General features: G+C 71.0%; 22 protein-coding genes and 1 pseudogene. 10 read left to right on the forward strand and 13 right to left on the reverse strand.

The window, feature by feature from the left end; translation table 11 throughout:
• Positions 1-260: 260 nt before the first annotated feature.
• Both AB0O91_RS28670 and AB0O91_RS28675 read left to right on the forward strand, forming a co-directional pair.
• On the forward strand, positions 261-1442 hold the full coding sequence (locus tag AB0O91_RS28670; protein WP_363438874.1) for a histidine kinase: 1182 nt from the start codon (positions 261-263) through the stop codon (positions 1440-1442).
• Positions 1435-2121 (forward strand): response regulator transcription factor, encoded by a 687-nt coding sequence (locus AB0O91_RS28675; RefSeq protein ID WP_363438877.1) that lies wholly within the window; start codon positions 1435-1437, stop codon positions 2119-2121. Before AB0O91_RS28670 ends, AB0O91_RS28675 begins: the two co-directional genes overlap by 8 nt.
• Positions 2122-2148: 27 nt before the next feature.
• Here AB0O91_RS28675 and AB0O91_RS28680 read toward each other — a convergent pair whose 3' ends face one another.
• From AB0O91_RS28680 to AB0O91_RS28705, 6 genes are all read right to left on the reverse strand, one after another.
• Positions 2149-2370 carry a hypothetical protein gene (locus AB0O91_RS28680; RefSeq protein ID WP_363438921.1) on the reverse strand — a complete coding sequence of 74 codons (222 nt, stop codon included), beginning with the start codon at positions 2368-2370 and terminating at the stop codon, positions 2149-2151.
• A 564-nt stretch (positions 2371-2934) separates the two neighbouring features.
• Positions 2935-4107 carry a 4-hydroxybenzoate 3-monooxygenase gene (locus AB0O91_RS28685; protein WP_363438879.1) on the reverse strand — a complete coding sequence of 391 codons (1173 nt, stop codon included), beginning with the start codon at positions 4105-4107 and terminating at the stop codon, positions 2935-2937.
• A 505-nt stretch (positions 4108-4612) separates the two neighbouring features.
• A complete protein-coding gene (locus AB0O91_RS28690; RefSeq protein WP_363438882.1) occupies positions 4613-5734 on the reverse strand; it encodes an epoxide hydrolase family protein in 1122 nt (373 codons plus the stop codon).
• A gap of 57 nt (positions 5735-5791) precedes the next feature.
• Positions 5792-6058 (reverse strand): hypothetical protein, encoded by a 267-nt coding sequence (locus AB0O91_RS28695; RefSeq protein ID WP_363438885.1) that lies wholly within the window; start codon positions 6056-6058, stop codon positions 5792-5794.
• Positions 6059-7062: 1004 nt separating this feature from the next.
• Entirely contained in the window at positions 7063-7386 is a 324-nt protein-coding gene (locus AB0O91_RS28700; protein ID WP_363438887.1) for a hypothetical protein, read from the reverse strand.
• Positions 7387-7473: 87 nt separating this feature from the next.
• Complete coding sequence (locus AB0O91_RS28705) at positions 7474-7668, reverse strand: hypothetical protein (protein WP_363438890.1); 195 nt, start codon at positions 7666-7668, stop codon at positions 7474-7476.
• Here AB0O91_RS28705 and AB0O91_RS28710 point away from each other — a divergent pair.
• A complete protein-coding gene (locus tag AB0O91_RS28710; RefSeq protein ID WP_363438891.1) occupies positions 7667-7882 on the forward strand; it encodes a hypothetical protein in 216 nt (71 codons plus the stop codon). The two genes, AB0O91_RS28705 and AB0O91_RS28710, sit on opposite strands and share 2 nt — an antisense overlap.
• A gap of 108 nt (positions 7883-7990) precedes the next feature.
• Here AB0O91_RS28710 and AB0O91_RS28715 read toward each other — a convergent pair whose 3' ends face one another.
• The gene (locus AB0O91_RS28715; RefSeq protein ID WP_363438893.1) at positions 7991-8515 is read right to left on the reverse strand and encodes a hypothetical protein; all 525 of its coding nucleotides are present in this window, start codon (positions 8513-8515) and stop codon (positions 7991-7993) included.
• 472 nt (positions 8516-8987) lie between these two features.
• Between AB0O91_RS28715 and AB0O91_RS28720 the strand changes: the two genes are divergently transcribed.
• The gene (locus tag AB0O91_RS28720) at positions 8988-9614 is read left to right on the forward strand and encodes an HAD family hydrolase (RefSeq protein WP_363438894.1); all 627 of its coding nucleotides are present in this window, start codon (positions 8988-8990) and stop codon (positions 9612-9614) included.
• Between the two features lie 567 nt (positions 9615-10181).
• On the opposite strand, the gene AB0O91_RS28725 is transcribed toward AB0O91_RS28720, so the two are convergent.
• A complete protein-coding gene (locus tag AB0O91_RS28725) occupies positions 10182-10919 on the reverse strand; it encodes a hypothetical protein (protein WP_363438896.1) in 738 nt (245 codons plus the stop codon).
• A 318-nt stretch (positions 10920-11237) separates the two neighbouring features.
• Between AB0O91_RS28725 and AB0O91_RS28730 the strand changes: the two genes are divergently transcribed.
• Together AB0O91_RS28730 and AB0O91_RS28735 are read left to right on the forward strand one after the other, a co-directional pair.
• Positions 11238-11678, forward strand: a complete 441-nt coding sequence (locus AB0O91_RS28730) for a hypothetical protein (RefSeq protein ID WP_363438898.1) — start codon at positions 11238-11240, stop codon at positions 11676-11678.
• The gene (locus tag AB0O91_RS28735) at positions 11678-12076 is read left to right on the forward strand and encodes a hypothetical protein (protein WP_363438900.1); all 399 of its coding nucleotides are present in this window, start codon (positions 11678-11680) and stop codon (positions 12074-12076) included. Before AB0O91_RS28730 ends, AB0O91_RS28735 begins: the two co-directional genes overlap by 1 nt.
• Positions 12077-13053: 977 nt before the next feature.
• On the opposite strand, the gene AB0O91_RS28740 is transcribed toward AB0O91_RS28735, so the two are convergent.
• Positions 13054-14034 carry an alpha/beta hydrolase gene (locus AB0O91_RS28740; protein WP_363438902.1) on the reverse strand — a complete coding sequence of 327 codons (981 nt, stop codon included), beginning with the start codon at positions 14032-14034 and terminating at the stop codon, positions 13054-13056.
• A gap of 214 nt (positions 14035-14248) precedes the next feature.
• Here AB0O91_RS28740 and AB0O91_RS28745 point away from each other — a divergent pair, with 214 nt between their 5' ends.
• The 3 genes and pseudogenes from AB0O91_RS28745 to AB0O91_RS28755 all read left to right on the forward strand — a co-directional run bounded on the left by AB0O91_RS28745 (position 14249) and on the right by AB0O91_RS28755 (position 17343).
• Positions 14249-15304: a helix-turn-helix domain-containing protein gene (locus AB0O91_RS28745; RefSeq protein WP_363438905.1), complete on the forward strand. Its 1056-nt coding sequence runs from the start codon at positions 14249-14251 to the stop codon at positions 15302-15304.
• A 267-nt stretch (positions 15305-15571) separates the two neighbouring features.
• Positions 15572-15886, forward strand: a pseudogene (locus AB0O91_RS28750) (hypothetical protein); the annotation flags it as partial.
• Between the two features lie 101 nt (positions 15887-15987).
• Complete coding sequence (locus AB0O91_RS28755; protein WP_363438907.1) at positions 15988-17343, forward strand: hypothetical protein; 1356 nt, start codon at positions 15988-15990, stop codon at positions 17341-17343.
• Between the two features lie 63 nt (positions 17344-17406).
• On the opposite strand, the gene AB0O91_RS28760 is transcribed toward AB0O91_RS28755, so the two are convergent.
• From AB0O91_RS28760 to AB0O91_RS28775, 4 genes are all read right to left on the reverse strand, one after another.
• Positions 17407-17616, reverse strand: coding sequence for a hypothetical protein (locus AB0O91_RS28760; protein ID WP_363438909.1), 210 nt, complete (start codon positions 17614-17616; stop codon positions 17407-17409).
• Between the two features lie 81 nt (positions 17617-17697).
• The gene (locus AB0O91_RS28765; RefSeq protein WP_363438911.1) at positions 17698-18963 is read right to left on the reverse strand and encodes a glycosyltransferase family 2 protein; all 1266 of its coding nucleotides are present in this window, start codon (positions 18961-18963) and stop codon (positions 17698-17700) included.
• The gene (locus tag AB0O91_RS28770; RefSeq protein WP_363438914.1) at positions 18957-21083 is read right to left on the reverse strand and encodes an ATP-binding cassette domain-containing protein; all 2127 of its coding nucleotides are present in this window, start codon (positions 21081-21083) and stop codon (positions 18957-18959) included. The genes AB0O91_RS28765 and AB0O91_RS28770 overlap by 7 nt, the downstream gene beginning before the upstream one ends.
• An 84-nt stretch (positions 21084-21167) precedes the next feature.
• The gene (locus tag AB0O91_RS28775) at positions 21168-21365 is read right to left on the reverse strand and encodes a hypothetical protein (protein ID WP_363438917.1); all 198 of its coding nucleotides are present in this window, start codon (positions 21363-21365) and stop codon (positions 21168-21170) included.
• 449 nt (positions 21366-21814) lie between these two features.
• Between AB0O91_RS28775 and AB0O91_RS28780 the strand changes: the two genes are divergently transcribed.
• Positions 21815-22600, forward strand: coding sequence for a DUF4239 domain-containing protein (locus tag AB0O91_RS28780; RefSeq protein ID WP_363438919.1), 786 nt, complete (start codon positions 21815-21817; stop codon positions 22598-22600).
• Positions 22601-22615 lie beyond the last annotated feature (15 nt).

Genomic DNA, 22615 nt, shown 5'->3' on the forward strand with positions numbered 1-22615 from the left:
CCCGCTTCGTCGCCCGGTGTTGACGGGATCGGCCCCGCTGTGGACGGATGTTGACGATCGGCCGTCGGCGCCGCTCGCCGGAGCCGCGTGATCGCCCGACCGCGGCGCGGGCGGCTCGGCCGCAGCGGATCACGGTCGCACCGTGGCCGGTACGTGATCCACTCGTTGCCCAACTCGTCGGGTGTCGTGTCGATATCGAGACGAACCGGCACGATTCTGGACAGGCACCGACGCCGGGCCGAACCAGTGGGGGACCGAACATGAATGTCGCGGAGCGGTACGGGGACGTGCGGTTGTGCCGCGTCGGCGCGTTCGCGCTCAGCCTCGCCCTGCTCGCCGCGACGTACGCCGTCCTCCAGGAGCACCACGAGGTCCTGCTGCTGCCCGGCGCCGAGTGGCCGCCCATGCTCGCCCTGGCGATCGCCACCGGCCTGCTGGTGCTCGGCCGTTGGCGCCACTGGGCGTTCGCGGGGGCGGCCACGGCCGCCGCGGTCCTGTCCGGGGTGTCGTTCCCGCTGATGCCGGCGATCTTCGTTCTGCTGCGCTCCGGCCGGTACCGCACCGGCTCGGCGCTGGCTCTGCTCCTCGCGCTCAGCGGCCTGCTCAACGACCGGGTCAACGTGCTGATGCTGCCGGACGCCCTGGCCTCGAACGTGGCTCACGGGGTGGTCGAGACCGTCATGGTGGTGCTGGCGGCCCTGCTGGCCAACCGCCAGGAGCAGCTGGCCGCGGCCCGGGAGGAACTCCGTGCGCTGGCCGAACGCGACCGGGCGCAGCGGCTGGGGCTGCGGCTCGCGGAGATGGCGCACGACGGGGTCGGGCACCGGATCAGCCTGATGCTGCTCCAGGTCGGTGCGATCGAGTCGGCGGCGGGGCCCGGCCAGGAGACCGTCCGGGCCCGCTGCGGGGTCGTGTTCGAGGCCGGGCAGGCGGCGATGGCCGAGTTGTCCCAGGTGGTCGGCGTGCTGCGGGAGGGGGAAGGCCCGTCGGCCGTGGCCGGGCGGACCGGGCGGCCGGGCCTCTCCGACCTCGGCGCCCTGGTGGACGTCTACCGCCTGCACGAGCAGGAGATCGATCTCCGGTGCGACTGGCCGCCGGGCCGGGTGGTGCCGCCGGAAGTGCAGGAGGCGGCGTACCGGTCGGTCGAGGAGGGCCTGAGCAACGTGCTGCGCCACGCCGCCGGCGCCCTGACCCGGGTCGACTGCGCCGAGCACCGCGACCGCCGGACACTCGTCGTCGAGGTCCTCAACTCGGCTCCACCCGAACGGAGTCCGACCGCGCCGGGCGGCCCCGGCATCCGTGTCGGCACCGGCACCGGGCTCGCGGCGCTGGCCGGGCGCATCGCCGCCCTCGACGGCACCCTCACGGCGCGGCCGACGCCGGACGGCGGGCACCTGCTGCGGGCCGAACTCCCCCTGTTCCCGGCCGGAACCGGTGACTGAGGCCGGCCCGGGGATCCGGGTGGTACTGGTCGACGATCAGGACCTCGTGCGCGCGGGCACCAGGGCGATCCTGGAACAGGCGGGCGGCATCGAGGTCGTCGGGGAGGGCGCCGACGGCCTCGACGTCCTGCGGCTGGTGCGCGGGCTCCGGCCGGACGTGGTGCTGATGGACCTGTGCATGCCGCGGATGGACGGGGTCCGGGCCACCGAACTCGTCCGGGCCCTGGAGGATCCGCCGTCGGTGCTCGTGCTCACCGCCTTCGAGGACGACGCCTCCGTCCTGCGGGCCATGCGTGCCGGAGCGGGCGGCTACCTGGTGAAGTCGGTTCGCCCGGCGCAGCTGGTCGCGGCGGTCCGCTCGGCGGCGACCGGGGACGCGGTGCTGGTGGCGTCCGTCCTGCGCCGGCTGGTGACCCGTGTGCAGGAGACCGCGCCGGGGCTGTTCGCCGCGGAGCGGGAGCGGATCCCCCTGCTGAGCGGTCGCGAGCGGGAGGTCCTGGGCCTGATCGGCCGGGGCATGGCCAACGACGACATCGCCGGCGCGCTGCACATGAGCCCGTCGTCGGTGCGCACCTACGTCTCCCGGCTGCTGGCCAAGTTGGGCGTGGCCAACCGCACGCAGGCCGCGCTGATCGCCTACGAGGCCCGGCTGGCCGAAGGCCGCGTCCCGCCGGAGTGAGGCACGTGCCGTCCGCGGCACGCCGCGCTATCCGGGGTGCGACGCGTCCAGGTCCCGGGTGATGGCGCGGATGGTGTCGAAGGTCTCCTGTTCGTCCTGTTCGTCGCCGTAGTCGCTGAGCTTGACCACCACGGTCCGGGTGACGGGGTCGACGTAGATGTACTGGCCGTGGATGCCGAGGGCGGAGTAGTCCTTCCCGTCGCCGCCCGGCGGGTGCCACCACTGGGCGGAGTAGCCCCAGCCGTCCACCTCGTGGGGGGCCGGCCTCGCGACGGCGAGACCGGCCGGAGGCGGGGCGGGGGCGGGGCGGGGGCGGCGCGCCGGGTCCGGGGGGGTAACCCGCGCGCCGCCTGCCCTGCCCACGGACCTCCGGCTACCCCCGCACCTCCACTTCATGCACCGCCCGGGCGGGCGGTGCTCGAAGCGGTGTCGCCTGCCCGGGCCGGTCCACTCGGACCCAGGCGCCCGGTCCGCCGGTGCCCCGCACACCGGGCAGGGCACCGGCCCGTCCATCGTCCGGGCCACCGCCCGGATCGCCGCACCCTCATCCAGCACGTTCCCGCTCACCAGGGGCGACAGACCGGAGAACACCGTCCCCACCATCGTGTTGGCATCTCGAATGGTCTGCCGACAACGCCGGTGACGCTTCGTCACCACCGACTACGGGACAGCGCCATCCACCGGACACACCCGCCGTCATCGGGGTGCCTCACTCTCACGCGCTCTGCCTCGTGATCGTTCTGACCGCTCGGTTGCTGCCGGGCGGCAACCGAGCAGCCCAGCACGACGAGGCGAACGCAGTCTGATGCGGCACTAGTTGGTGCCGGAGGTCAGCTCGCTGAACAGTTTGTTCGCCGCCTCGGAGGCAAACTGGCGCTGGAGCTCGGCGCGGGCGATCTGCTTCTTGAACTCGCCCTCGTAGCCGGTGAAGCCTGCGTTGTGCATGGCGTCGGTGATCCACGTCGCGAACGCCTGGTAGTTCCAGATGTGCGGCAGGCAGGTCTGCGAGTAGCTGTCGAGGAGGCTGGAGTCGCCCTCCTTGGCATGGCGGATCACTGCACGGGCGAAGACCTCGGAGTCGTGCAGGGCGAGGTGGATGCCCTTGGCGCTCATCGGCGGCACGATGTGCGCGGCGTCGCCCAGGAGGTAGAGGTTGCCGTAGCTCATCGGGTCGAACACCACACTGCGCAGCGGAACGATCTGCTTGGACAGGATCTGCCCACGCGAGGGCGGCGTGCCGAAGCGGGCCTCCAGCTCGCTCCAGATCCGCTCGTCCGGCCACTGCTCGGGGGTGTCGTCGACCGCGCACTGCAAGTAGATCCGGCTGGCTTCGGGGCCGCGGGGGATCATCCCGGCCAGTCCCAGTTCGTGGATCGCCATGCCCGAGGGCTTGGTCTCGGTGGCGGCCAGGACGCTGAGCCAGGAGTAGCCGTACTCGTGGGAGTACTCGGTCAGCGCGGAGGCGGGGATGGAGCGGCGGGAGACGCCGTGGAAGCCGTCGCAGCCGGCGATGAAGTCGCAGTCGATGGCTCGCGCCGCGCCGTCGGCGTCCCGGTAGCGCACCACGGGGTGGCCCTGGGCGAGGTTTTCCAGGGTGACGTCTGCGGCTTCGTAGCGCAGGTCACCGCCCTCGCGGAGGAAGACCTCGGTGAGGTTGCGCACCAGGACCTGCTGCGGGCAGTACATGCTCTCGTTGTCGTCCTCGTCCACGTCGATCGGCACCGCGTGGCCGTCGATGTAGAAGCCGCCCTCGCTGTACGGGATGGGGTCGCCTGCGAGGACCTCCTCCAGGCCCCATTCGCGGAGGAGGCGCACGCCGAAGGTGTCGATCGTTCCGGCGCGCTGGCGCTTCTCGACGTAGGCGCGAGGGTGCTTCTCCAGCACGACGCAGTCAACGCCGTTGCGCAGCAGGAGGTTTCCGAGAGTCAGACCGGCGACGCCGGCCCCGATGATGACGACGGCCGTGTCGCCGTGGGTCTCAGTCATGCGTGCGAGCCCTTCATGATCCGTACAGTGGTCGGTACGCGCCGAGCGCGTACGTCGCGGCGCCGGCCGTGAGGTCGAAGGGCCGGCGCTCGCTCGCTGTCCACTCTGGAAGACCCGGCGGGCTGAGGACCACTGGTAAGTCGACACCCGATACCGGAAACCCGCCAAGATGGCTCCGGTGTCGTGCGCTGTGCACCGTGTTGTCGTGGTCGTAGGTTTCGGTCCGGCCGATGAGGCGGCTGCGGTGTTCAAGGGCGTGGATGTTCGGGGTGGTTGGCCAGGTGAGGCGGACGAGGCCGTGGCCGAGGGCGTAGTCGCGGCGTGCTTCTCCCGGGTCTCGGTCCGCAGGGGCGTTGCGGTCGGCGGTCTGGCCGAGGGCTTACCGCGAGTTGCCCGGGCGAACGGCAGGGAAGAAGCCGGTGGGGCTGGATGTGGCGATCGAGAAGACCCGGGGACGGACAGGACCATCCCCTGGGCGCGGGCTTCCCAGGGGTGGCACGGACAGTCAGCGGAACAGGCGGAAGAACCCGCGTACCTGCTTGACCAGCGACTCCGGCTGCTCCAGTGCGGCGAAGTGGCCACCATGCGGTAGCTCCTCGAACCAGCGCAGGTCGGTGAATCGCAGCTCGGCCTCCCGCCTCGACGGGCGGGTTATGTCGCGCGGGTAGACCGACAGCCCGGATGGCGCGGTCACCTTGTGCCGGAAGTCGGCGAAGCTCTCCCAGTACAGGCGTGCCGACGACGTGGCCGACGCGGTGAACCAATAGACCGAGATCTCGTCGAGGATCGTCTGCCGCGACAACGCGTCCTCGGGATGGCCGTCGTTGTCCGTCCACGCCCAGAACTTCTCGGCGGTCCAGGCGGCCTGCCCCGCCGGGGAGTCGGTGAGGCCGTAGCCGAGCGTCTGCGGCCGGGTCGCCTGGATCGCCGAGTACCCCCGACCGGTGCGCCGCATCTCCTTCTCGGCCTCGAGATTCGCCAGCTCCGCGGGCGTCGGGTCGTCGAACGTGCCCGCCGCCACGGATCCCAGGTTCAGGTGCACGCCGGCGACTCGCCCGGGCGCCACATCGCCCAGCACCGCGGACACCGCCGAACCCCAGTCACCGCCCTGCGCGCCGTACCGTTCGTAACCCAGCGAGACCATCAACGTGTCCCAGGCGCGCGCGGTGCGAGTGATGCCCCACCCGGTTGTCGACGGTTTGTCACTCCAGCCGTACCCGGGCAACGACGGCGCGACCACGTGGAACGCGTCCGCCGGGTCGCCACCGTGCGCGCGCGGGTCGGTGAGCGGGCCGAGGACCTCCAGGAACTCGAGCACCGAACCCGGCCACCCGTGCGTGAGCACGAGCGGGAACGCGTCCGGCTCCGGCGAGCGGACGTGCAGGAAGTGGATGCCCAGCCCGTCGATCGTGTCGCGGTACTGCGGGAACACGTTCAGCCGCTCGGCGAACCCGAAGTCGTAGTCCTCGGCCCAGCTGCGGCAAAGCTCCTGCGCATACGCCAGCGGCAAACCCTGTGACCAGTCGTCCACCGGCTCGCGCTCGGGCCACCGTGTCCGTCGCAATCGGTCGCGCAGGTCCGCGATCTCGGCTTCGGTGATGCTGACCTCGAATGGCTCGGCGGACATGGCAAGGCTCCTTACTGGTCAAGGCACTATCGGATCAGACGCAGGCGGACCGTCAGCTCAGCCGGCCGGCACCATGGAGCCGGCAGCGTGCGCCCGCACGACCCCGGGCTCCGGGCGGGACACCCGGTCGGGCCTCAACGCGCCGGCCGGCGGCGAGGAACGCAGGACACGGTGATAGCCGGCCGTGCCGCCGCGCAGGGACTCCAGGGAGAACACCCGCAGGATCACCACGAGCTCGGCTCCGGTGACGTCCACGCTGTGGCGGCTGGAGCCCTCCGTCGGGCGCGCCCGGTCCGGGGCCGCACCGAGCAGGTCGGCGTCCACCCCGGGTAGGAGACCGGCCTCCGCCGACGGCGAGAGCGTCGAGCTGTTCGGGATCGGCGAGCTCGCACACCTTCGCCCTGACGAGCCGACGCGCGCACCCGTGCTCCGCAGTCCGGTGCTCCCATGGGAGCTTCCCGGTCAGCCAGTCGGAGTCCTCGGCGGCAGCTTCCAGCACCGTCCACTCGTCATGGCCAGGAGTCATGGGATCCTCTCTCAACGTGACCATGTCGATCCTGCCACGGCCGTCCACCGTGGCACTCGGGCTTCGCGCCACCGAGCGGGCCCGGACCGGTGGACGGGGGTGCGGGCACGTTGCGGTTGACATTCCAGGCCGTCCGGAAGGATGAGAAGCAGTCGTTCGGGGACGGCCGACATGGCGGCGGCCGGGCTCCTCGGCTGGGGAATCCGGCTGTCCCTGTTCCGCGTGCAGGACTACTGGAGGTGGTCCGGTGTTCAAGGCTGCACGTACCGTTATGACCTTCGCCGCAGCCCCCGAGGCGTCGGCCCGGTGGTGGGGTGAGCTCCTGGACGTCCCTGTAAAGCTGGACGTCAGCGACACCGGGGCGGTCTACGCCTGGGTCGAGATCGGCGGGGCCGAGGTCGGCTTCCACCCGGCGGACGATGAGCGCAACCCCCGGGGCGGCAGTCTCTGCGGGAGATCTTCGCCGACAGGGACTGTCGTGTGGGAAGGGAGGGGCCGTCGACCTTGGGTCCCTTCCGAATCCAGCTTCGATTCCTGCCTGATTTTCGCAGCTCAGAAGCCATTCTGACTGCTGGCGAGGGGTTGAAGGGACTCAACTTCCTCGTTATAAGCGTTCTTTGCGCTACCGGGGGTGCTGCTCGTATGCAGGCGCGCGTAGGTACGTTCCTGAGAGTGCTGATCACCATTGGGAAGTTGAGTCCCTTCAGTCCCTGACGGCAGGCCTATATGCTTTCTGACCTGGCCTTTTGTGGCAGGGACCAACTACAGGAATCCTCACCGTTCCAGCCCCCCGACCACGGATTCAGTCGTCGCCGTACTCCACGGCCTTCCAGCCATCGGGAAGCTCGCGGACCTCGAAGCCCGGCGCGAGCACCTGGTGCACGGAGGAGCCGTCGTCCCAAGCGGCGAGGGAGGCGTGGACCGTCGAGATGATCGGTTCCCCGGCGTTGTCGAAGAGCACCACCGGCTCCAGGGAGGAGCCCGCGATCGAGCCGGAGTCCTCGGCGATCGGCACCCAGCCGATCACCGGGACGACCATGATCTGACAATCCTCGGGGGAGGCGATCGCCACCCGCCAGCCGTTCGGCGCCGCCGAGAACCCTGCGAGCCCACTCTCGTTCGTCATGGCCACCACCCTGGCGCCCCACCGGCTCCCGCGTCCCGGACTTCTCCGGATTCGCGCGGCCGGACGGGCAGGAGCGGAGCACGGCGGTCAGGCGGTCGCCTCCTCCGTCCGGTCGAACTGCAGGATGACGGCCCGGCCGGCTCGCTGCTGCCCCCGCAACTGGCCGGTCTGCTGCACCAGATGGTGGAAGAGCCCCTGCCCGGCGCACGGTCCCTGTTCGCCCAGGCCCCGGCTGCTGTTCCCGGGCCTGGTCCCTGGGAAGCCCATCTCGACCCACGCCATGACGCAGAAGCTCAACCGCCACGGAATCGCGGTCCGCGCGGCCCGAAACTCCGCCCTCGCCGCGCTCGCCGCCGACCTCCCCAGCCCCATCCTCGCCGATCTGACCGGCATGCACCGCCACACTGCCATCCGCTGGGTCGCCTACGCCCGACGCGACTGGGCCGAGTACCTCGCGGCACGCGCCGAGGAACAAGGGCGGGATGGTCACGAGTAGGGCTGAGCGCGGCAGGGAGGCACCATCCGCAGCCCGCTTTTCGAGTGGCGAGTGATCATCTCCTGAGAACCGAGTCGCATGTGGTCGGGGCGATGACGGGCGTGCCGCTCAGATCTTGATCAGCGGGTCGTAGGGTTCATCCTCCGGCGTGAGGATCAGGATGAAGTCCTGGCCCGCATCGGTCGCGACCTCGCGCAGGCGGGCCAGGACGTCGGCCTCAGTGGGAAGGTCAAGGCCGAGAGCTTCGGCCGCACGGTCCCGCCGAACTGCCAGGTCGGGCATGTCTTCCACGTACTCGGCGGCCAGCTCACCGCTCTCCTCCGCGGTGAACGCTCGGCAGTCGCGCCACCAGGGCGCGACTAGGAGGAGCCGCAGGAGTTCCGGCAGGCCGATCGCGACCAGAGCCGCGCCACCTCCGGAATCCGCGTACAGGACCGGACGTTCCTCCCCGCCATCGCCACAGAAGAAGTACGTGCCTCCTGCTCCATCACCCGCGAAGCCCTCCAGGGCCGCGCCCGACGCGAGGTGGACGTCCTCGCCGTGGTCTCCCCGGTCGAGGTCAAAGTCGCCCGGCCAGGCGAGGAAACGGGCGGCGTCGGCGTGTTCGTAGATGGCGGTGATCAGCGATTGCATGCGCCGCACCTTAGCGACCGGGAACGACACTCACACGCTTACCGGCAACACACCGACCGGGAATTTATGGCGGTGAGGATCAAGACAGCAAGCGGATGTTGGGGGACTGCGCGCTGGTGGCGAGAGGATGAGCGCAGTGGGTACAGGCTTGGCTCACGGGGCGAACCATGTTTGTGCATGCTTCCCCCAAGGGGTCGGCCCCGACATCGAAGCGCGACACCAGGGGGTTGCGGCCAACGGCCCCGACGGCCGGGCCTGCTGGAGACCCATCCTCATGTCGAAGGCGCCCACCCACCACGACGTAGACCGGACATTGACCCGACACGCGCACCGCGAGCACCGGTACGTCTGTGAGGCGAGGCCGCAGTCCGATGCCGCGCGGTGGGTTGTCCCGCCAGCGGTCGACCGCGCGCACGTACCCGTGCGCCTGGGGGCTCATGGGCGACCAACGGCCAGGCGTAGGCTCGCCGTCATGCGCTCCGTGGTGTTCGACATCGGCGAGACCCTGACCAGCGACACCCGCTACTGGGGCGACTGGGCCCGCTGGCTCGACGTACCCACACACACGATGTCTGCCCTGGTCGGGGCAGTCCTCGCGCAGGGCCGTGACAACGCGGACGCCATCCGCATCGCAAGGCCCGGCGTGGACGTCGCCGCCGAGTGGCAGGCCCGGCAGGCGACCGGCCACGGCGACGCACTCGACGAGTCCGACCTGTACCCAGACGTTCGCCCCGCTCTGGCCCGGCTGCAGGCAGCGGGAATGTGGGTGGGAATCGCCGGCAATCAGAACGCGGCGGTCTCAGGGCTGCTACGCGACCTCGGCCTGCCGGCCGACGCGATCGCCACCTCCGGCGAGTGGGGGCTGTCCAAGCCGAGCCCGGCCTTCTTCGAACGCGTGAAGGAGTGGGCGCCCGGTGCGCCCCACGAGATCGCGTATGTCGGCGATCACCCCGCGAACGACGTCGCACCGGCCCAGGCCGCCGGGCTGCGTGCCGCACACCTCCGCCGAGGCCCGATCGGTCTCACGACCAGCGCGCCGAGTGCGGACTGGACCGTGAACTCGCTGACCGCGCTGGCTGATCTGCTGGTCGGCGAGTAGGAGGACCGCCCCGGCGGCATACCCGCCGGGGGCCAATCCACCCGGCGCCGCTAGACCGCACGGGTCTCCCCCCGGGCCTGCGTGTTCCGCCTCATGGCCCGAGGACTTGTGGGATCGGTCACCCTGGCGCGGTCGTCGGGAGGATCCTCCGGCTGGTGGCTGTGCCGGAGCGTAGGACCGGGCCTGGACTCGAGTCCGGCCCCGGTCCTGGATGCGATCGGTCGGCGAGTGGTTCGGGCGGCCACCGGGTGAGGATCATCTGGGTGCCTCCGGAGCCGGCCGCGATCGCCTTCACCACACCGTCGCTCGGCCGTGCCAGTCCGGGTCTCCGGGTCGTCATGAACGCCGAGGTCCATCGTCTCTTTATCGACCGTGAGTTGTGCTGTTCGTGATGTCCGTCTGGGCCTGTGACCTGGACGTCATGGGCTCGTTTACCGACCGGGACCGGGATGTCTGTCGTGTTCCGGAGTCGGTACGGAGAAGGCCGCCCGCTCCAACCTCCGCTTCCAAAACCGCCGCGTCGCCGACCTCGAAGCCCAGATCGCAGCTCCGGCAGGCTGATCCGAGCTACGCGGGGCGAAGAACGGGGTCGATCTCGGCCAGGATGTCGTGCAGCTGACGGGCCCCCAGGGCAACGCGGTCGTCGGTGTCCTGCAGCATCTCCTCGCACAACTGCATCGCTTTGTCCCGGTCCTCGGAGAAGACGCTGAACACATCCACGATTGCGCTGTGGATCCAATCGCTGTGATTCGCGTCGGCGACTGCCATCGCGGAGGCGACGATCGTCAGCCCGGCCCTGTCCTTTCGCCGAAGCACGGCTTCCGCGGTCACCCGGGTGACGAAGGTGTCACCCGGGTCGAGCACAAGCTCCAGCAGCGGCCCGAGGGCCTCCTGCATCTCGGCAAAGGCCGCCAGGCCACGACCGGCATCAGCCCGGTCACGGTAGTCGAGGCTTCGCCCGAGCTCACGGAGCGCCACGAAAGCAGCATGCCGCCGGTCGCTGTCCCCCTCCAGCAGGCCTCGCAATCGCCTCACCTCAGCAACCAGGCGGGGCATGTCCTGTCGCGCGGAAGCGATGAAATCAAGATCGGCATCCAGTTGCGAGTCTGGACTGGCCTGAACCCCTTCTCCGTTGATGAACCGACTGAGATACATCTCATCGTCATCCACGGCAGTGGCCGGAGCGATCTGGATGCAGCTCGCCCCGCCGGTTGCACCGCGAGTCTCCAGCACGGGAACCCACGGACCCATGGATGCGGCCGCGATGCGCACCTCCATGGAATCGAGCTCTTCTTCAGTCGGCATGACCGGATCATCCACCCCGACCGGGCAGTCCGTCCACGGGATACCCAGCAAGCCAGGCCTGCCATCTGATCAAGAGCGATGAAGCCATGGAGTCCGGTACCCGTGACCCCACTACCGCCGGGCTCTCCACACTGAAGGCTGAGGAAACGGGCATCCAGGCCGAGGCCAAGAAGGTCGAGGAGGAGGCCAAGAAGGAGTTCGAAAGGGTACTCAGGGAACATCTGGAGCAGGTTGCGAAGGACGCGAAGGGTCAGGAGAAGAACGCCTGCCACAGCGGTGGCGCGTTCAGCCCCCGGAGCCACGACGGCGTGCGTCTTCATGAAGGGAGGAAACAAGGCCGTAGTCATCGATACCAAGGAGGAGTTCAATAAGGGCCTGATGCAGTTCTTCAAATCAGCTGCCGGCGTGGATAGCTTCGAAGAGTGCATCAAGCAGAAGAACGTCAGTGCCTATGCAGAAATCGCCGCAGGGGCCTTCCCCGCCGGAAAGGTCCTCAAGCTCCGCGCGATCGCAAAGCAGGCAAAAACCGTCGAGGATGCGACCAAGACCCCAGGGCTGTCGGTCGACGATCTTCACAAGCTCACGGAGAGCGTCATGAAGAATCCTGCACGAACCAAGGAACTGGGAAGCGGCCGAAAGGCTTTCCTCGGAAAGGACGGCACAACCATCGTCATCCATGACCCGATGCACCCGGATGGCGGTACCATATTCCGTCGAAACCCGGAAACGCTGGAAGAATATTGGAGTACGCTGAATTGATGCAACAACTTGACGCCACAGCGCGAAGCTTGCTCGAACAGAGCGAAATTGAACTCCTGGGACGAGCGCTCCTGGAATGGGGCGGGCCAGCTTGGTGCAGTGACCAACTCGCCGCCGGTATGGGCTTCGGGAACGTACAGGACCTGCTCGATCAATGCCGAAGGCTTCGGACTGCACTCAAGGATGATTCCCCAATCGCTCCGGCGGACTGGGCTCGCATCCTCCTGGCTGTTGAAATCGTCTTCGTAAGCGACCTCATGGGTTCCGGCGTCGAATGGTCGACAACCACGGGACTCAGTGATGAGTCGACTATCAGGACACTTCGGTCGATCCAGCGGAAGCTGGCCGGCACCGTCCGCCCCTACTACGGAAAAACTCCAGGTATCGGCGGGAAATAAGCCATTCGCCAGGACAGCCTCTCCCGCTGTCACTGACAGACAGTCCCTCCGTCTGGATGCCAGTACGTTTGGACGCTGGAGCCCCCACGAGATTCTCGTGGGGGCTCCAGCTGCAGATCGCCCCGGCAGGCACTGGAATAGCTCCTCGGCTCCCGTCGTCACCCCCTGTGGTCACGCTGCCGGCGCCGACCGGGGCCCGCCCCCTCGGTGAGGGGACGGGCCCTTGGTGAATCCGGAGCAGGTCGCGCGAGGACAGGCAGTGGCGGCCTCGGGGGGGGTCGCCGGCGGCGAGGTAGTCGGCGGCGAGCTCGGCAAGGTCCCGCGCGAGGTCGTCCGCGGAGGCCTGACCAGAGTTCGAGGCGGAGCCGCAAGCCGCCGTGTCGTCTGAACCGCGCTCAGCTCGCCGACCAGCTCCACCGCCTGGTCGTCACCGGCCGCCCCACCGCCGTCGGGACCGTCCACACCGGCCGGATGCCCCTGCCGATGTCGCAACCCGCGTCCGTCGCCATGGCGGTGTCAGCGCTCTCATCACGATGAAGAACGCCACCGTACCCACCACGCAACGCTTCCCCCTCGATCTGCCCGTCGGCGCACGCGCTGCTGTCACTGCAGACGGCGGAGTCCTCGTCACCGGCGCCTCGGGCGACCGGATACCATCATCATGCTCGCGAGTGTGGCCGCGACCATGTCGTAACCAGCCTGCCGGGGTGGAGTTGTCCGCGCTGACTTCGACGTTGGTGCTGCTGGGGGAGAGTCCGGACCCACCAGCGCGGCCGGACACCGGTGATGACGGTGCCGGACCTTGAGCTGGTGGTCGAGGTTCCGGCCCTCGATGGTCCGGCGGTGCAGTTCACCGCCTACCACGAGCTGTTCCGCAGCAAGGTACAGGGCACTGGCCAGGCATCTGCCCGGGCCTGCCCGCCGGCTCCGGTGCCCGTGCCGGCTCGTCGGCCGGCCCCGTATGCGTAGGGCCGCGTTCAGCCGAGGACTCGGCGCAGGTACGCGAAACGTGCCGCGATCGCGAGTTGGGAGAGCGCGGCCTGTGGCGCGGCCACTGCGAAGCCGTGCCAGGCCCCCGGCCACATGTGCAGTTCCACCGGGACACCGGCCCGGGACAGCCGCGCCGCGTACTCCAGTGCCTCGTCGCGGAAGGTTTCGACCTGGCCGACGTCGATGAAGGCCGGCGGCAGCCCACCCAGGTCGGCGGCGCGCGCCGGGGCCGCGTACGGGGAGACGTCCACGCCGCCGGCCGCCGCACCCAGCAGGGCCCGCCAGCCGGTCTCGTTGGAGGTGCGGTCCCAGAACCCCTCGCCGTCCAGCTCCCGGCTGGACGGTGTACGGGCGCGGTCGTCGAGCATCGGGCACTGCAGGATCTGGTGCGCCAGCGCCGGGCCACCGCGGTCGCGGGCGAGCAGTGCGGTCGCTGCCGCAAGACCCCCGCCCGCGCTGGAGCCCCAGATCAGTAGCCGCTGCGGATCGATGTCGAGCTCCTCGGCATGCTCGGCCGTCCAGCGCAGCCCCGCGTAGCAGTCCTCCACCGGTGCCGGGTGCGGGTGTTCGGGCGCCAGCCGGTAGCCGACCGCGACGCCGACCACGCCGAGCAGGTCCACCCACTCGGCGAGGGTGTCGGCCAGCTCCCACTCGTCCCCGGAGACCATTCCGCCGCCGTGCACGTGATAGACGGCCGGCCAGGGCCCGGGCCCGCGAGTCGGCCGCAGGATCAGCACCGGCAGGTCGGGTGCCCCGGGCGGCCCCGGAACGGTGCGCTGTTCGACGCGTACCGCGCCGCCCCGGGCCAACGCGAGCGGATCGGGGCGCATCGAGCTGTTCACCACCCGGAAGACCGGGATGTCCTCGGGCCGGATGGAGCAGACCGCGCGCAGGGCGGGCGGCAGCGAGGCGAGCACCGCGCCCAGCTCGGGGTCGTAGGGCGGACGGATGGACTCACTGCTGGTCACGGTGCTCTTCTCCTGACGGGCTCGGACAGACTGGAACGGGTCCCGAACGGGACGGACGCCGCGGGGCGGTCGTCGTTCGGCGGGCACCATCCTGGCCCGCCCGACCGAGCCCGCCAACCGCCGTCCGGCGGAAGTCCATGCAGGTCACCCGCCATCCGGCGGTCGGGGGCCGAGGTAGAGTCACCGGGCCGGGCAGCCCAGTGGAAGGATCGGGATGGAACAACTCCTGGAGCGCCTCTCGGCTCTGGACCCTGGCGCCGAGAGCGCGGTGCGCGCGATCGCCTACTTCGACGCACTGCTGGCGGGCCGGGCCGGCCTGGACCCGTTCGTGCGGGCCGCGGCCGTACTCACCGGGCGGCCCGCCGGACTGCACGATCCGGACCGGCACCTGCAACTGCGGATCCACCCCGACGGACACCGGCTGGACCCGACGCCGTTCACTCCCGGCTGGCCGACCGTCTTGCTACGGGACACCTCCGACGGCCGGGTGTGGATCGAACGCGAGGAACCGGCGGGCGAGTTGGACTCACTGGTGCTGGAGCGTCTGGCCGTCGGTGTCGGCGTCGTGCTGGACCGCACCCGCGGCCGGGCTCCTGCCTTCGACCCGGCGGCCGTCGAGCTGCTGCTCGGCACGGAAGCCGACTCCGCCATACGCCGCCGCACCGCACACCGGCTGGCTCTGCCCGTCGACCAGCCGCTGCGGGTGCTGGCGACCTTGGACGAGCCGACCGGCGAGCCGACGACGGCCCTGCGGCGGTGGCGGGCGCGGATCGGTCGGGTCACGGCAGCCGTGGTGCCCGGGACAACCGGCTGGGCGACGGTGGGCCGAGCACGAGCCGGACTGGGGCCGGTGGTCACACTGGACGAGCTCCCGGTGTCCTGGGCGGGCTCGCTCGCCGCACTGCGGCTGACCGCGGAAGGCACCGCGGCCGAACCCGGGCCACGGCAACTGCGCCACGACGAGTTGGGCGGACTCACCGTGCTGACGGAACGGCTGAGTCCCGACGAGGCGTTGGTCCCCGACGTGCGGGCGTTGCGAGAGGCCGAGCGCCAGATGCCCGGTGCGCTCGCCACCCTCGACGCCCTCGCGGAGTACGGCAGCCTGAGGCAGGCCGCCGCGGCCCTGCGGGTCCACCACTCGACGCTGCAGGCGCGGCTGCCGCAACTGACGGCAGCGCTGGGCTTCCCACCGGAGACCGCACCAGGTCGTAGCCGCCTCCACCTGGCGCTGGCTCTGCACCGGCTGCACCGAAACGGCCGACTGCCCTGACCCGCAAGGATCCTGACACATCGTGAGGCATTGACAGTCACCCCGGCGGCCGGCGCCTCGGTCCGCTCAGGCAGCACCCCCGTGGCACCGTAGTCCGTGTTGACGTCGCTGTGCTCGTTGTTCCGGTGGTGTGCGTCATGGCGGTGGAAGGTTCGGCGTAGCGTCCGCCCGGTCACCGGTCGAGTCACGCCGGGCAGCGGGAATCTGCGCAGCAACCGCAGTTGGCGGGAGCCGGCGGACTGCTCCATGCCGACCCCGGTCGCCGGCTCGGTCGTGCGGCCCGTCAACTGCCTGGACGCCTGCGAGCGGGCCACCGTGATCGTCGTCCGGCCCAGCGCCGAAGGCCGCAAGGCCGGCGGGCGCCCGGTCCGGCTCGGCCCGGTCAACGATCCCGACGCCGCCCGCGACATCACCGCCTGGGTCGAGGCCGGCGGCCCCGGCCTCGCCGAGCCGCCCGGCGTCCTCGACCTGTGCGCCTTCCACCCCTCCCGGCGTCTGCGCCGGACCCTGCCCGACGGACAACCCGACGCCCTTGTGGGCATCCGGCACCATGACCACCACGTCCGGGCCGCTCCGCGTTGACGCCCCGGGCTCTGCCAGCTATGTTCATCAGTCTTTACAAAACCTTCACCAATCGCCGACCTTCTCTTGAGGTGCGTGGCGCGCAGACCCGATGGACCGAGATGGCAGCACACCCCCTCGCCGCGCTGAGAGCCTCGACCGGCCTCTCGCAGGCCGCCTACGCACAACTGATAGCCCGCACCCACGCGGAGCTCGGCCACGGACGGATGGCCGCGCGGAGGGAGAAGGTGTCCCGCTGGGAGTCCGGCCGGATCGCCCCGGAGTTCAGCGCCCAGCTCGCCATCGCCCGCATCCACCAGGTGGACAGCGGGCTGGTGCTCCGCCTGGGCTGGCCGCAGTGGCTGACGGCCGCCACGGGCGACCACAGCCTCCTCCGGCAGCCGTGGACCCCGCGCGGTGCCATTGCCGTCTCCCGTTCCGCCGCGGACACGGCGGCGGAGCGCGGCTCCGGGCCGATCGCCACCGGACCGTCCCTCGACACCGTGATCCGTGGCGCCGTCGCGGCCCTCGACAGCGGTTCACGCCCGCCGGAGCGCGACGGCCCCCGCATCGCCCCCGAAACGCTCTTCTGGGCCGAGGGCCGCATCCGCGCCCTCGAGGAGCTCGAAGCGGGCACCACCATCCCCCCGGACGCGCTCCACCTCGCCGCGCGCACCGAGCACCGGCTGATCAGCGACCTGCTGACCCGCCACGGGTACGACCGCGCCACCGGCACCCGGCTGCTCCTGCTCGCCGCCCGTACCGCCACCCTGTGCACCTGGACCAGCTACGTCCTGGGAGAGGAGGCCCGGACGGAGCGCTACAACCTGGCGGCGATCCGAGCCGCCTGCGCCGCAGGGGCCTCCCACCACGCCGCCGCCTTCCTCACCCAGCTCTGCTTCAGGCACCATCACCGCGGCCGCCCCCAGGACGTGCTCTCCCTGCTCCGGGCGGCCCGCACCGTCGTCTCCCGCACCACCCCCCGCCTGGCCGTCCTCCTGCACACCCATCGGGCGCTGGCCCTCGCCCGGCTCGCCGAACCCGCGGCCGGCCTGAGAGCCCTGGAGCACGCCGAACGTGCCTTCGCCGCGGCCCCTCGGCAGTGGGACCCGGAAGCCGAGCCCACGGGTGGCAGCATCGACGAGGGCTTCCTCACCGTCTCGCGCGGCCACGCCTGGTTGCACCTGGGGCAGCCGGCGCGCGCGCTGTCCTGCTTCGGCGCCCTGACGGGCGACGGCGCCTCCGCGGACGGGCCCCCGACTCCCTATGCGGTCATCGACCTGTGCCTGGTCGTGGAAGCCCAGCTGGCCGCCGACCGGATCGAGGAGGCCGTGGCCACCGTCCGCCGCGCCGTCGATCGGGCCGGCACGCTGCCGCCGGGAGTCGCCGACCGGTTCCGGGACCTCCTGGCCCCGCACGCCGGCCGGCTGCCCGTACCGGAGATCCAGGATCTCCTGTACGGGCGGTCCGAGCCGTGACGCACCACCGCCTGTGGACCGGTCCGCCGCCGGTGCGGCAGGCGCACCGGTGCGCACGGTCCGTCAATCGACCTGGGTCCAGCCGCCCGGGGACATGGTGATGCCGGCCAGTCCCCGGTAGGCCTTCCGCTTCCAGAGAGTGCTTCCCTCTCCGTATTCCGGAAGTGCCTCACGGGCTTCCTGCTCGGTGTCGAAGGCGTATTCCTTTCCCTTCGCCGTACGGATCTTCCATTCATCCATCGGCATTCCGGCGAGGCCCGGTCCGATCGTCATCGATATCTCCTTTTCGTTGATTTCTTCCATGCTACGGCGGCGCATTTCCCGATTCCTGCCGGAGGGACGCGGCGCCGGGTCTCAGTGGATCGGCGCCTCGGCGCCGATCGATTTCCGCAGCCGTTCCAGCTCGGCCGCCAGGTACGTCCCCGCGCCGTGCCCGGATGCGGCCCGCAGGGCGGCCTGGACGTGCTCGTAGCGGCCGGCCGCGAGGGCCAGCAGCCCGTGCAGTTCGTGCAGGCGGCCACGGGTGCGGACGTCCGCCGGGGCCGCCCGCTGCACGGCGCCGCCCGCGGTGTCGGTGAGCCGGGCGAGCACCCGCAGGCTGCGGCTCATCGTCACGAAGACCCGGTAGTAGGCGGCCTCGGCGCCCCGCCCGCCGGCCTCCAGGAGCCCGGTGTAGGTGTCGATCTCGTCCGTTCCGCCGAAGCGCAGGGCGAGTTCGCACAGCAGGGCCCAGGTGTCCTGGCGGCGTTCGTGGGTGTAGTCGCAGGCGGCGGGGCCGTCGGGAGCCGTTGCCGCGGCGAGCCGCCCGAAGAGGGAGCGGGCCGCGTCGGGGCCGGTGCAGCCGGGGAGTTCGGCCCGCGCCTGGTAGAAGGCCCACTTCGGGTTGTCCGGCTCCTCGGCCAGGCTCAGCGCGATCAGCCTGCTGTGGCGCTCGTGCTTGCCCTTCGCGCTCACGACGTCGGGGTGGTAGCCGTGGTGGCGCAGGAGACTGGTGAGGTGGACGGTCGGGGGTGCGTTGCCGCCGGTGTCGTAAGGGCGTTCGTGGACACGACCCCGGTAGCGCAGGGCCGTGCGGGCCCGCAGGAGGCGCGGCAGGTCCGGGTAGCGGCCGCCGGGGTCGTGGTCGTCGACGATCAGCGGGCACGCCGCGAGCTCGGTCCCGGGCAGGAGGCGGTCCAGCAGGGCCGCGGCTCGGCGGATCGTCCCGGCGCTGCCGGGGTCCAGGACTTCGTCGGCGTCGACCATGAGGACCCAGCCGTCGCGGACGTGGTCGAGGGCGAGGTTGCGCTGGCGGGCGAAGTCCTCCTGCCAGGGGGCGTGGACGACCCGGGTGCGCAGCGGGTGCGCGGCCACGACGGCCAGGGTGCGGTCCGAGGAGCCGGAGTCGACGACCAGGACCTCGTCGACGTCCCGGGTGAGGGCGTCCAGGCAGGCGCCGATCGCGTGCTCCTCGTCGTGGGTGAGGACGACCGCGGTGATCCGGGGCGCAGCCCGCCGTCGTCCGGTGTCGGCGGGCAGCGGGCGGCAGGCGAGGTCCGGGGACATCCCGGCGATCAGTGCGAGGTCCGTTCGCAGCGGGCCCGGGTGGCCAGTCGGGCCGAGCAGGTCGTGGATCAGCACGCCGATCGCTCCTCGGTACGCGGGCCCCGACTGTCGCGGGCGGGGAGCCGGATGACGTGGTCGAAGGCGAGGTCGGTGGCGGCGGTGTGCGAGACCACGACCTTGGCGGCGGGGAGTTCGGCCAGGTTGGCCCAGATCCGTTGGACCGTGGCGCGGTCGATGCCGCTGAACGCCTCGTCGAGGAGGTAGACGTCGGGCCGGCGCAGGACGGCCCGGGCCAGGGCCAGGCGCTGGATCTGGCCGCGGGACAGTCCGCTGCCGTCCTCGCGCACCAGTGTGTCGAGCCCTTCGGGCAGACCTGCCAGGACCTCGTCGAAGCCGGCCGTGCGACAGGCCAGCATCCGGGCCCGGTCGTCGGCGGACCGGCCGAAGTCGAGGTTCTCCCGCAGGCTCGCGGCCAGCAGCAGGGGGGTCTCGCCCAGGTAGAGGACGCGCTCGCGCAGTGCGGTGTCGCCCAGCGAGGCCAGGTCCAGGCCTCCGATGCGGATCGTGCCGCCGTGGTCCTCGATGAACCCGGCGAGGGCCTTGAGCGCGGTGCTCTTGCCCTGTCCGTTGGCCCCGGCCAGCCGGATCCGCTGCCCGGGGCCGATGGTGAGGTCGAAGTCCCGGAGCACGGGCGCGGTTTGCTCGGGGTAGGCGACGCTCAGGCCGCGGACGTCCACGTCCGCGCCCTGGAGCGCCGGGCGGCCGGGGTCGGGCGCGACGGCGAGCCGGGGGTCCTCACGCTGTTGCGTCACGTCGCGGTAGCGGCCGATGGCGGCCGCCAGGTGCTGGAAGGTGACCTGGAGGGTGGCGAGTGAGTCGACGGCGGCGAGGAAGCAGCCGGACAGGGCGACGGTGGCGAGGATCTCGCCCACGCTCCGGGCGCCCGCGTGGCTCTGGTGCAGGCACGTCCAGGCCACGAACAGCGTGGTGAGACCGAGGTTCAGGCTCTTGAGCACGGTGTTGGTGCTGCCGAGCCGGCCCAGCCGCGTCTCGGCGGCGATCCGCAGTTCGAGCCGCTCCAGCACGCGGCGCACGGCGAAGTCCCGGGCCGCGAGGGCCACCACGTGCTCGTAGCCGCGCAGGACGTTGAACAGCTCCGCCTTGAGCGTCGCGTCGCGTTGGAGGGCTTCCTCCGCAGCCGTGCGGATCGGACGGAACAGCAGGTAGGAGGAGCAGAGGTTGAGCGCGGCGGAGACCGCCAGGACGCCCAGGACCGGCGGGTCGTCCAGGGCGAGGTAGCCGCCGGTCAGCAGCGCGACACCCAGGTCGATTGTCGACCGGACCGTGGAGGACGCCACCAGGGACTGGATCTCCCCGATGTCGTCGACCCGGTTCACCAGGTCCCCGGCGCGCCGCCCCTGGTGGAAGCCGAGCGGCAGGCGCAGCAGCCGGCGGACGTAGTCCTCGGAGAGACGGCGCTGGAGGGACTGTCCGAGCCGCACGCTCATCCGTCCGCGCAGGTGGTTGACCCCGGCCGCGACCATGACCACCAGGGCGAGGACGGCCGCGAGCAGGTCGAGCGAGCGGGTGGAGTCCTCCTGCAGCACCAGGTCGGCACCGACCTTCAGGAAGAGGCTGGTCAGCAGGGCGACCAGCGACACCGTCGTGGTCAGTGCCAGCAGACCGGCCAGTGCGGGCCAGTGCGATCTGATCAACGGGCGCAGGACCGGCTGCGGGCGGGGCCCGCGCCGACGTTCCCGGCGGGAGGAGCCGGCCTGCGGACGGCCGGTGACGAGGGCGTGGCCGGTGAAGACTTCGGCGAGGTCCGCCGCGTCGATGGTGACGGGGCCGGTGAACAGCGGGTCGCTGACCGTGAATCGGGTGCCGTCCACGGCGTGGACGACGACGAAGTGCGGGCGGCTGTCGATGTGCACGCGGATGATCGCCGGTCCTGCGACGGCCAGGGCGCGGGCGAGCTGGCCGGCGTCGAGGCGCAGGAGGTCGGACTCGACGCCGTACTCCGCGAGGACGCGGCGCAGGCGGGCGAGGTTCGAGCCGCGCAGGCCCAGTCCGACGGAGTCGCGCAGGAGCGCGGTGTCGACGAGCCGACCGTGTCGGCGCAGGACGGTGCGTACGCAGGCGGGGCCGCAGTCGGTGTCGCCGCTCTGGTGGGTGTGGAATCGCCGGTAGTTCACTGCTTGGTTCCTCTGCCGGGGCCCCGCGGCCGGCCGTGCGGGCCGGCCGCGGAACCCCTTGTCCCCTGGTTGGTGCCGGCGGCCTTACTTGCCCTTGCACTCGCGGTTGTAGATGGCCATGTAGTCGGTCGGGCTGCCGCCGCAGGAGAAGACCGCGCTGGTGAAGCTGAGCGCCTTGATGTGGGCGCACTGGGCCGCGTTGAGTCCCTCGCCGGTCGCTGCCTCGGCCTCGGCGGCGTCCAGCTCCGGGAAGCCCAGGGTGCGCAGGTCGGTCAGGCTCATGGTGTTTCCTCGTTCCGTGTTCTGTTCGGGCGTTCTCGTGAACGGCCCGGGTTCTCTGAATTCGGGGCCCGCCGGTCGATGCGTCCGGAAATGCCCAGCCGATGGCTTTCCGCATTCCGTTCGGGACCCGGCGGCTCCGGGTATTCATCAGAACGCGACGATCGGCCCGCGGGCAAGCCATCGGGGGGTGCCCAGGGCGTGCCTCGGACTTTTGGACATTCCTGCACGATCTGCTGGTGTCGATTTCTCGGACCTCGCCGAGGCGGTACTCCACGGCCTCGGTTCCGGCGCGGACCTGACGGGCGGTGGCGGTCCCCGCCCGCCCCGCGACCGCACCACGCGGCGGGTGACGGTCCACGGAGCGGGGCGGGTCGTCTGCTTCGATTCCCCTGAGCGCACCGGTCCGGCAGGCAGCCGGAGCGTACGCCGACGGAGAGGCCGGGGCTGTCGTGGGACTGTGGCTGCTGGAGCACCTTCCGACCGTGGTGCTGACCGTGCTGGTGGTCGGCGGGGTCACGGCGGCGGCCGTGGCGGGCAGTGTGCTGGCGCACCGCCGCCTCCCCTCGCTGGCGTCCGGTGAGAACAACGAGATGGTCGGTGTGGTGCTCGGGGTGTTCGGCGCGATCTACGGGATCATCCTCGCCTTCGTCATCGTCAACCTCTGGACGCAGTTGCAGGACGCCCGACACGTCGTGTCGGCGGAGGCCACCTCGATCTCCCAGGTCGTCCGCGACACCGAGGCGTTCCCACCGAGCGCCCGGACCGCCGTGAACGACGCCGTCGGCAGCTATGTGCACGCGGTGGTCGAGCAGCAGTGGCCGCTGATGCGCACCGGACGGGGCACCTTCGAAGCGACCGGCCAGAACGTGGACGCGATCTACGCCGCGCTGCGCGCCTACGAGCCCCGGAGCCAGTCCCAACAGGCCTTCTACGCCAAGGCGTTGGACAGCCTGAACGACGCCGTCGGGCAGCGCCGGGCCCGGATCGAGGCCAGTCAGGAGGAACTGCCCGGACTGCTGTGGGTCCTGGTCGTCGGCGGCGCGCTGGTGATCCTGCTGCTGGCCCTGCTGTACAGAGTCCCCGGCCAGGCCGCCCGGATGCTGTTCGTCAGCTCGGTCGCCGCACTCATCGGGTTCAGCCTCCTGCTGGTCCTGGTCCTGGACCGCCCCTTCGTGGGGGACCTGAGCATTTCGCCCCTGCCGTTCCAGGAGAGCTCGCTCGCCCGGTTCTGGTGAGCGCAGGCCCCAGAC

The sequence above is a fragment of the Kitasatospora sp. NPDC089797 genome, assembly GCF_040684795.1.
GTDB lineage: Bacteria > Actinomycetota > Actinomycetes > Streptomycetales > Streptomycetaceae > Kitasatospora.

Coding starts and splice junctions, on each gene's coding strand:
- AB0O91_RS28710 (WP_363438891.1), top strand. CDS start 7,667: ATGACGCAGAAGCTCAACCGCCACGGAATCGCGGTCCGCGCGGCCCGA.
- AB0O91_RS28755 (WP_363438907.1), top strand. CDS start 15,988: ATGGCAGCACACCCCCTCGCCGCGCTGAGAGCCTCGACCGGCCTCTCG.
- AB0O91_RS28700 (WP_363438887.1), bottom strand. CDS start 7,386: ATGACGAACGAGAGTGGGCTCGCAGGGTTCTCGGCGGCGCCGAACGGC.
- AB0O91_RS28725 (WP_363438896.1), bottom strand. CDS start 10,919: ATGCCGACTGAAGAAGAGCTCGATTCCATGGAGGTGCGCATCGCGGCC.
- AB0O91_RS28685 (WP_363438879.1), bottom strand. CDS start 4,107: ATGACTGAGACCCACGGCGACACGGCCGTCGTCATCATCGGGGCCGGC.
- AB0O91_RS28735 (WP_363438900.1), top strand. CDS start 11,678: ATGCAACAACTTGACGCCACAGCGCGAAGCTTGCTCGAACAGAGCGAA.
- AB0O91_RS28775 (WP_363438917.1), bottom strand. CDS start 21,365: ATGAGCCTGACCGACCTGCGCACCCTGGGCTTCCCGGAGCTGGACGCC.
- AB0O91_RS28760 (WP_363438909.1), bottom strand. CDS start 17,616: ATGACGATCGGACCGGGCCTCGCCGGAATGCCGATGGATGAATGGAAG.
- AB0O91_RS28745 (WP_363438905.1), top strand. CDS start 14,249: ATGGAACAACTCCTGGAGCGCCTCTCGGCTCTGGACCCTGGCGCCGAG.
- AB0O91_RS28720 (WP_363438894.1), top strand. CDS start 8,988: ATGCGCTCCGTGGTGTTCGACATCGGCGAGACCCTGACCAGCGACACC.
- AB0O91_RS28670 (WP_363438874.1), top strand. CDS start 261: ATGAATGTCGCGGAGCGGTACGGGGACGTGCGGTTGTGCCGCGTCGGC.
- AB0O91_RS28730 (WP_363438898.1), top strand. CDS start 11,238: ATGAAGGGAGGAAACAAGGCCGTAGTCATCGATACCAAGGAGGAGTTC.
- AB0O91_RS28690 (WP_363438882.1), bottom strand. CDS start 5,734: ATGTCCGCCGAGCCATTCGAGGTCAGCATCACCGAAGCCGAGATCGCG.
- AB0O91_RS28705 (WP_363438890.1), bottom strand. CDS start 7,668: ATGGCGTGGGTCGAGATGGGCTTCCCAGGGACCAGGCCCGGGAACAGC.
- AB0O91_RS28715 (WP_363438893.1), bottom strand. CDS start 8,515: ATGCAATCGCTGATCACCGCCATCTACGAACACGCCGACGCCGCCCGT.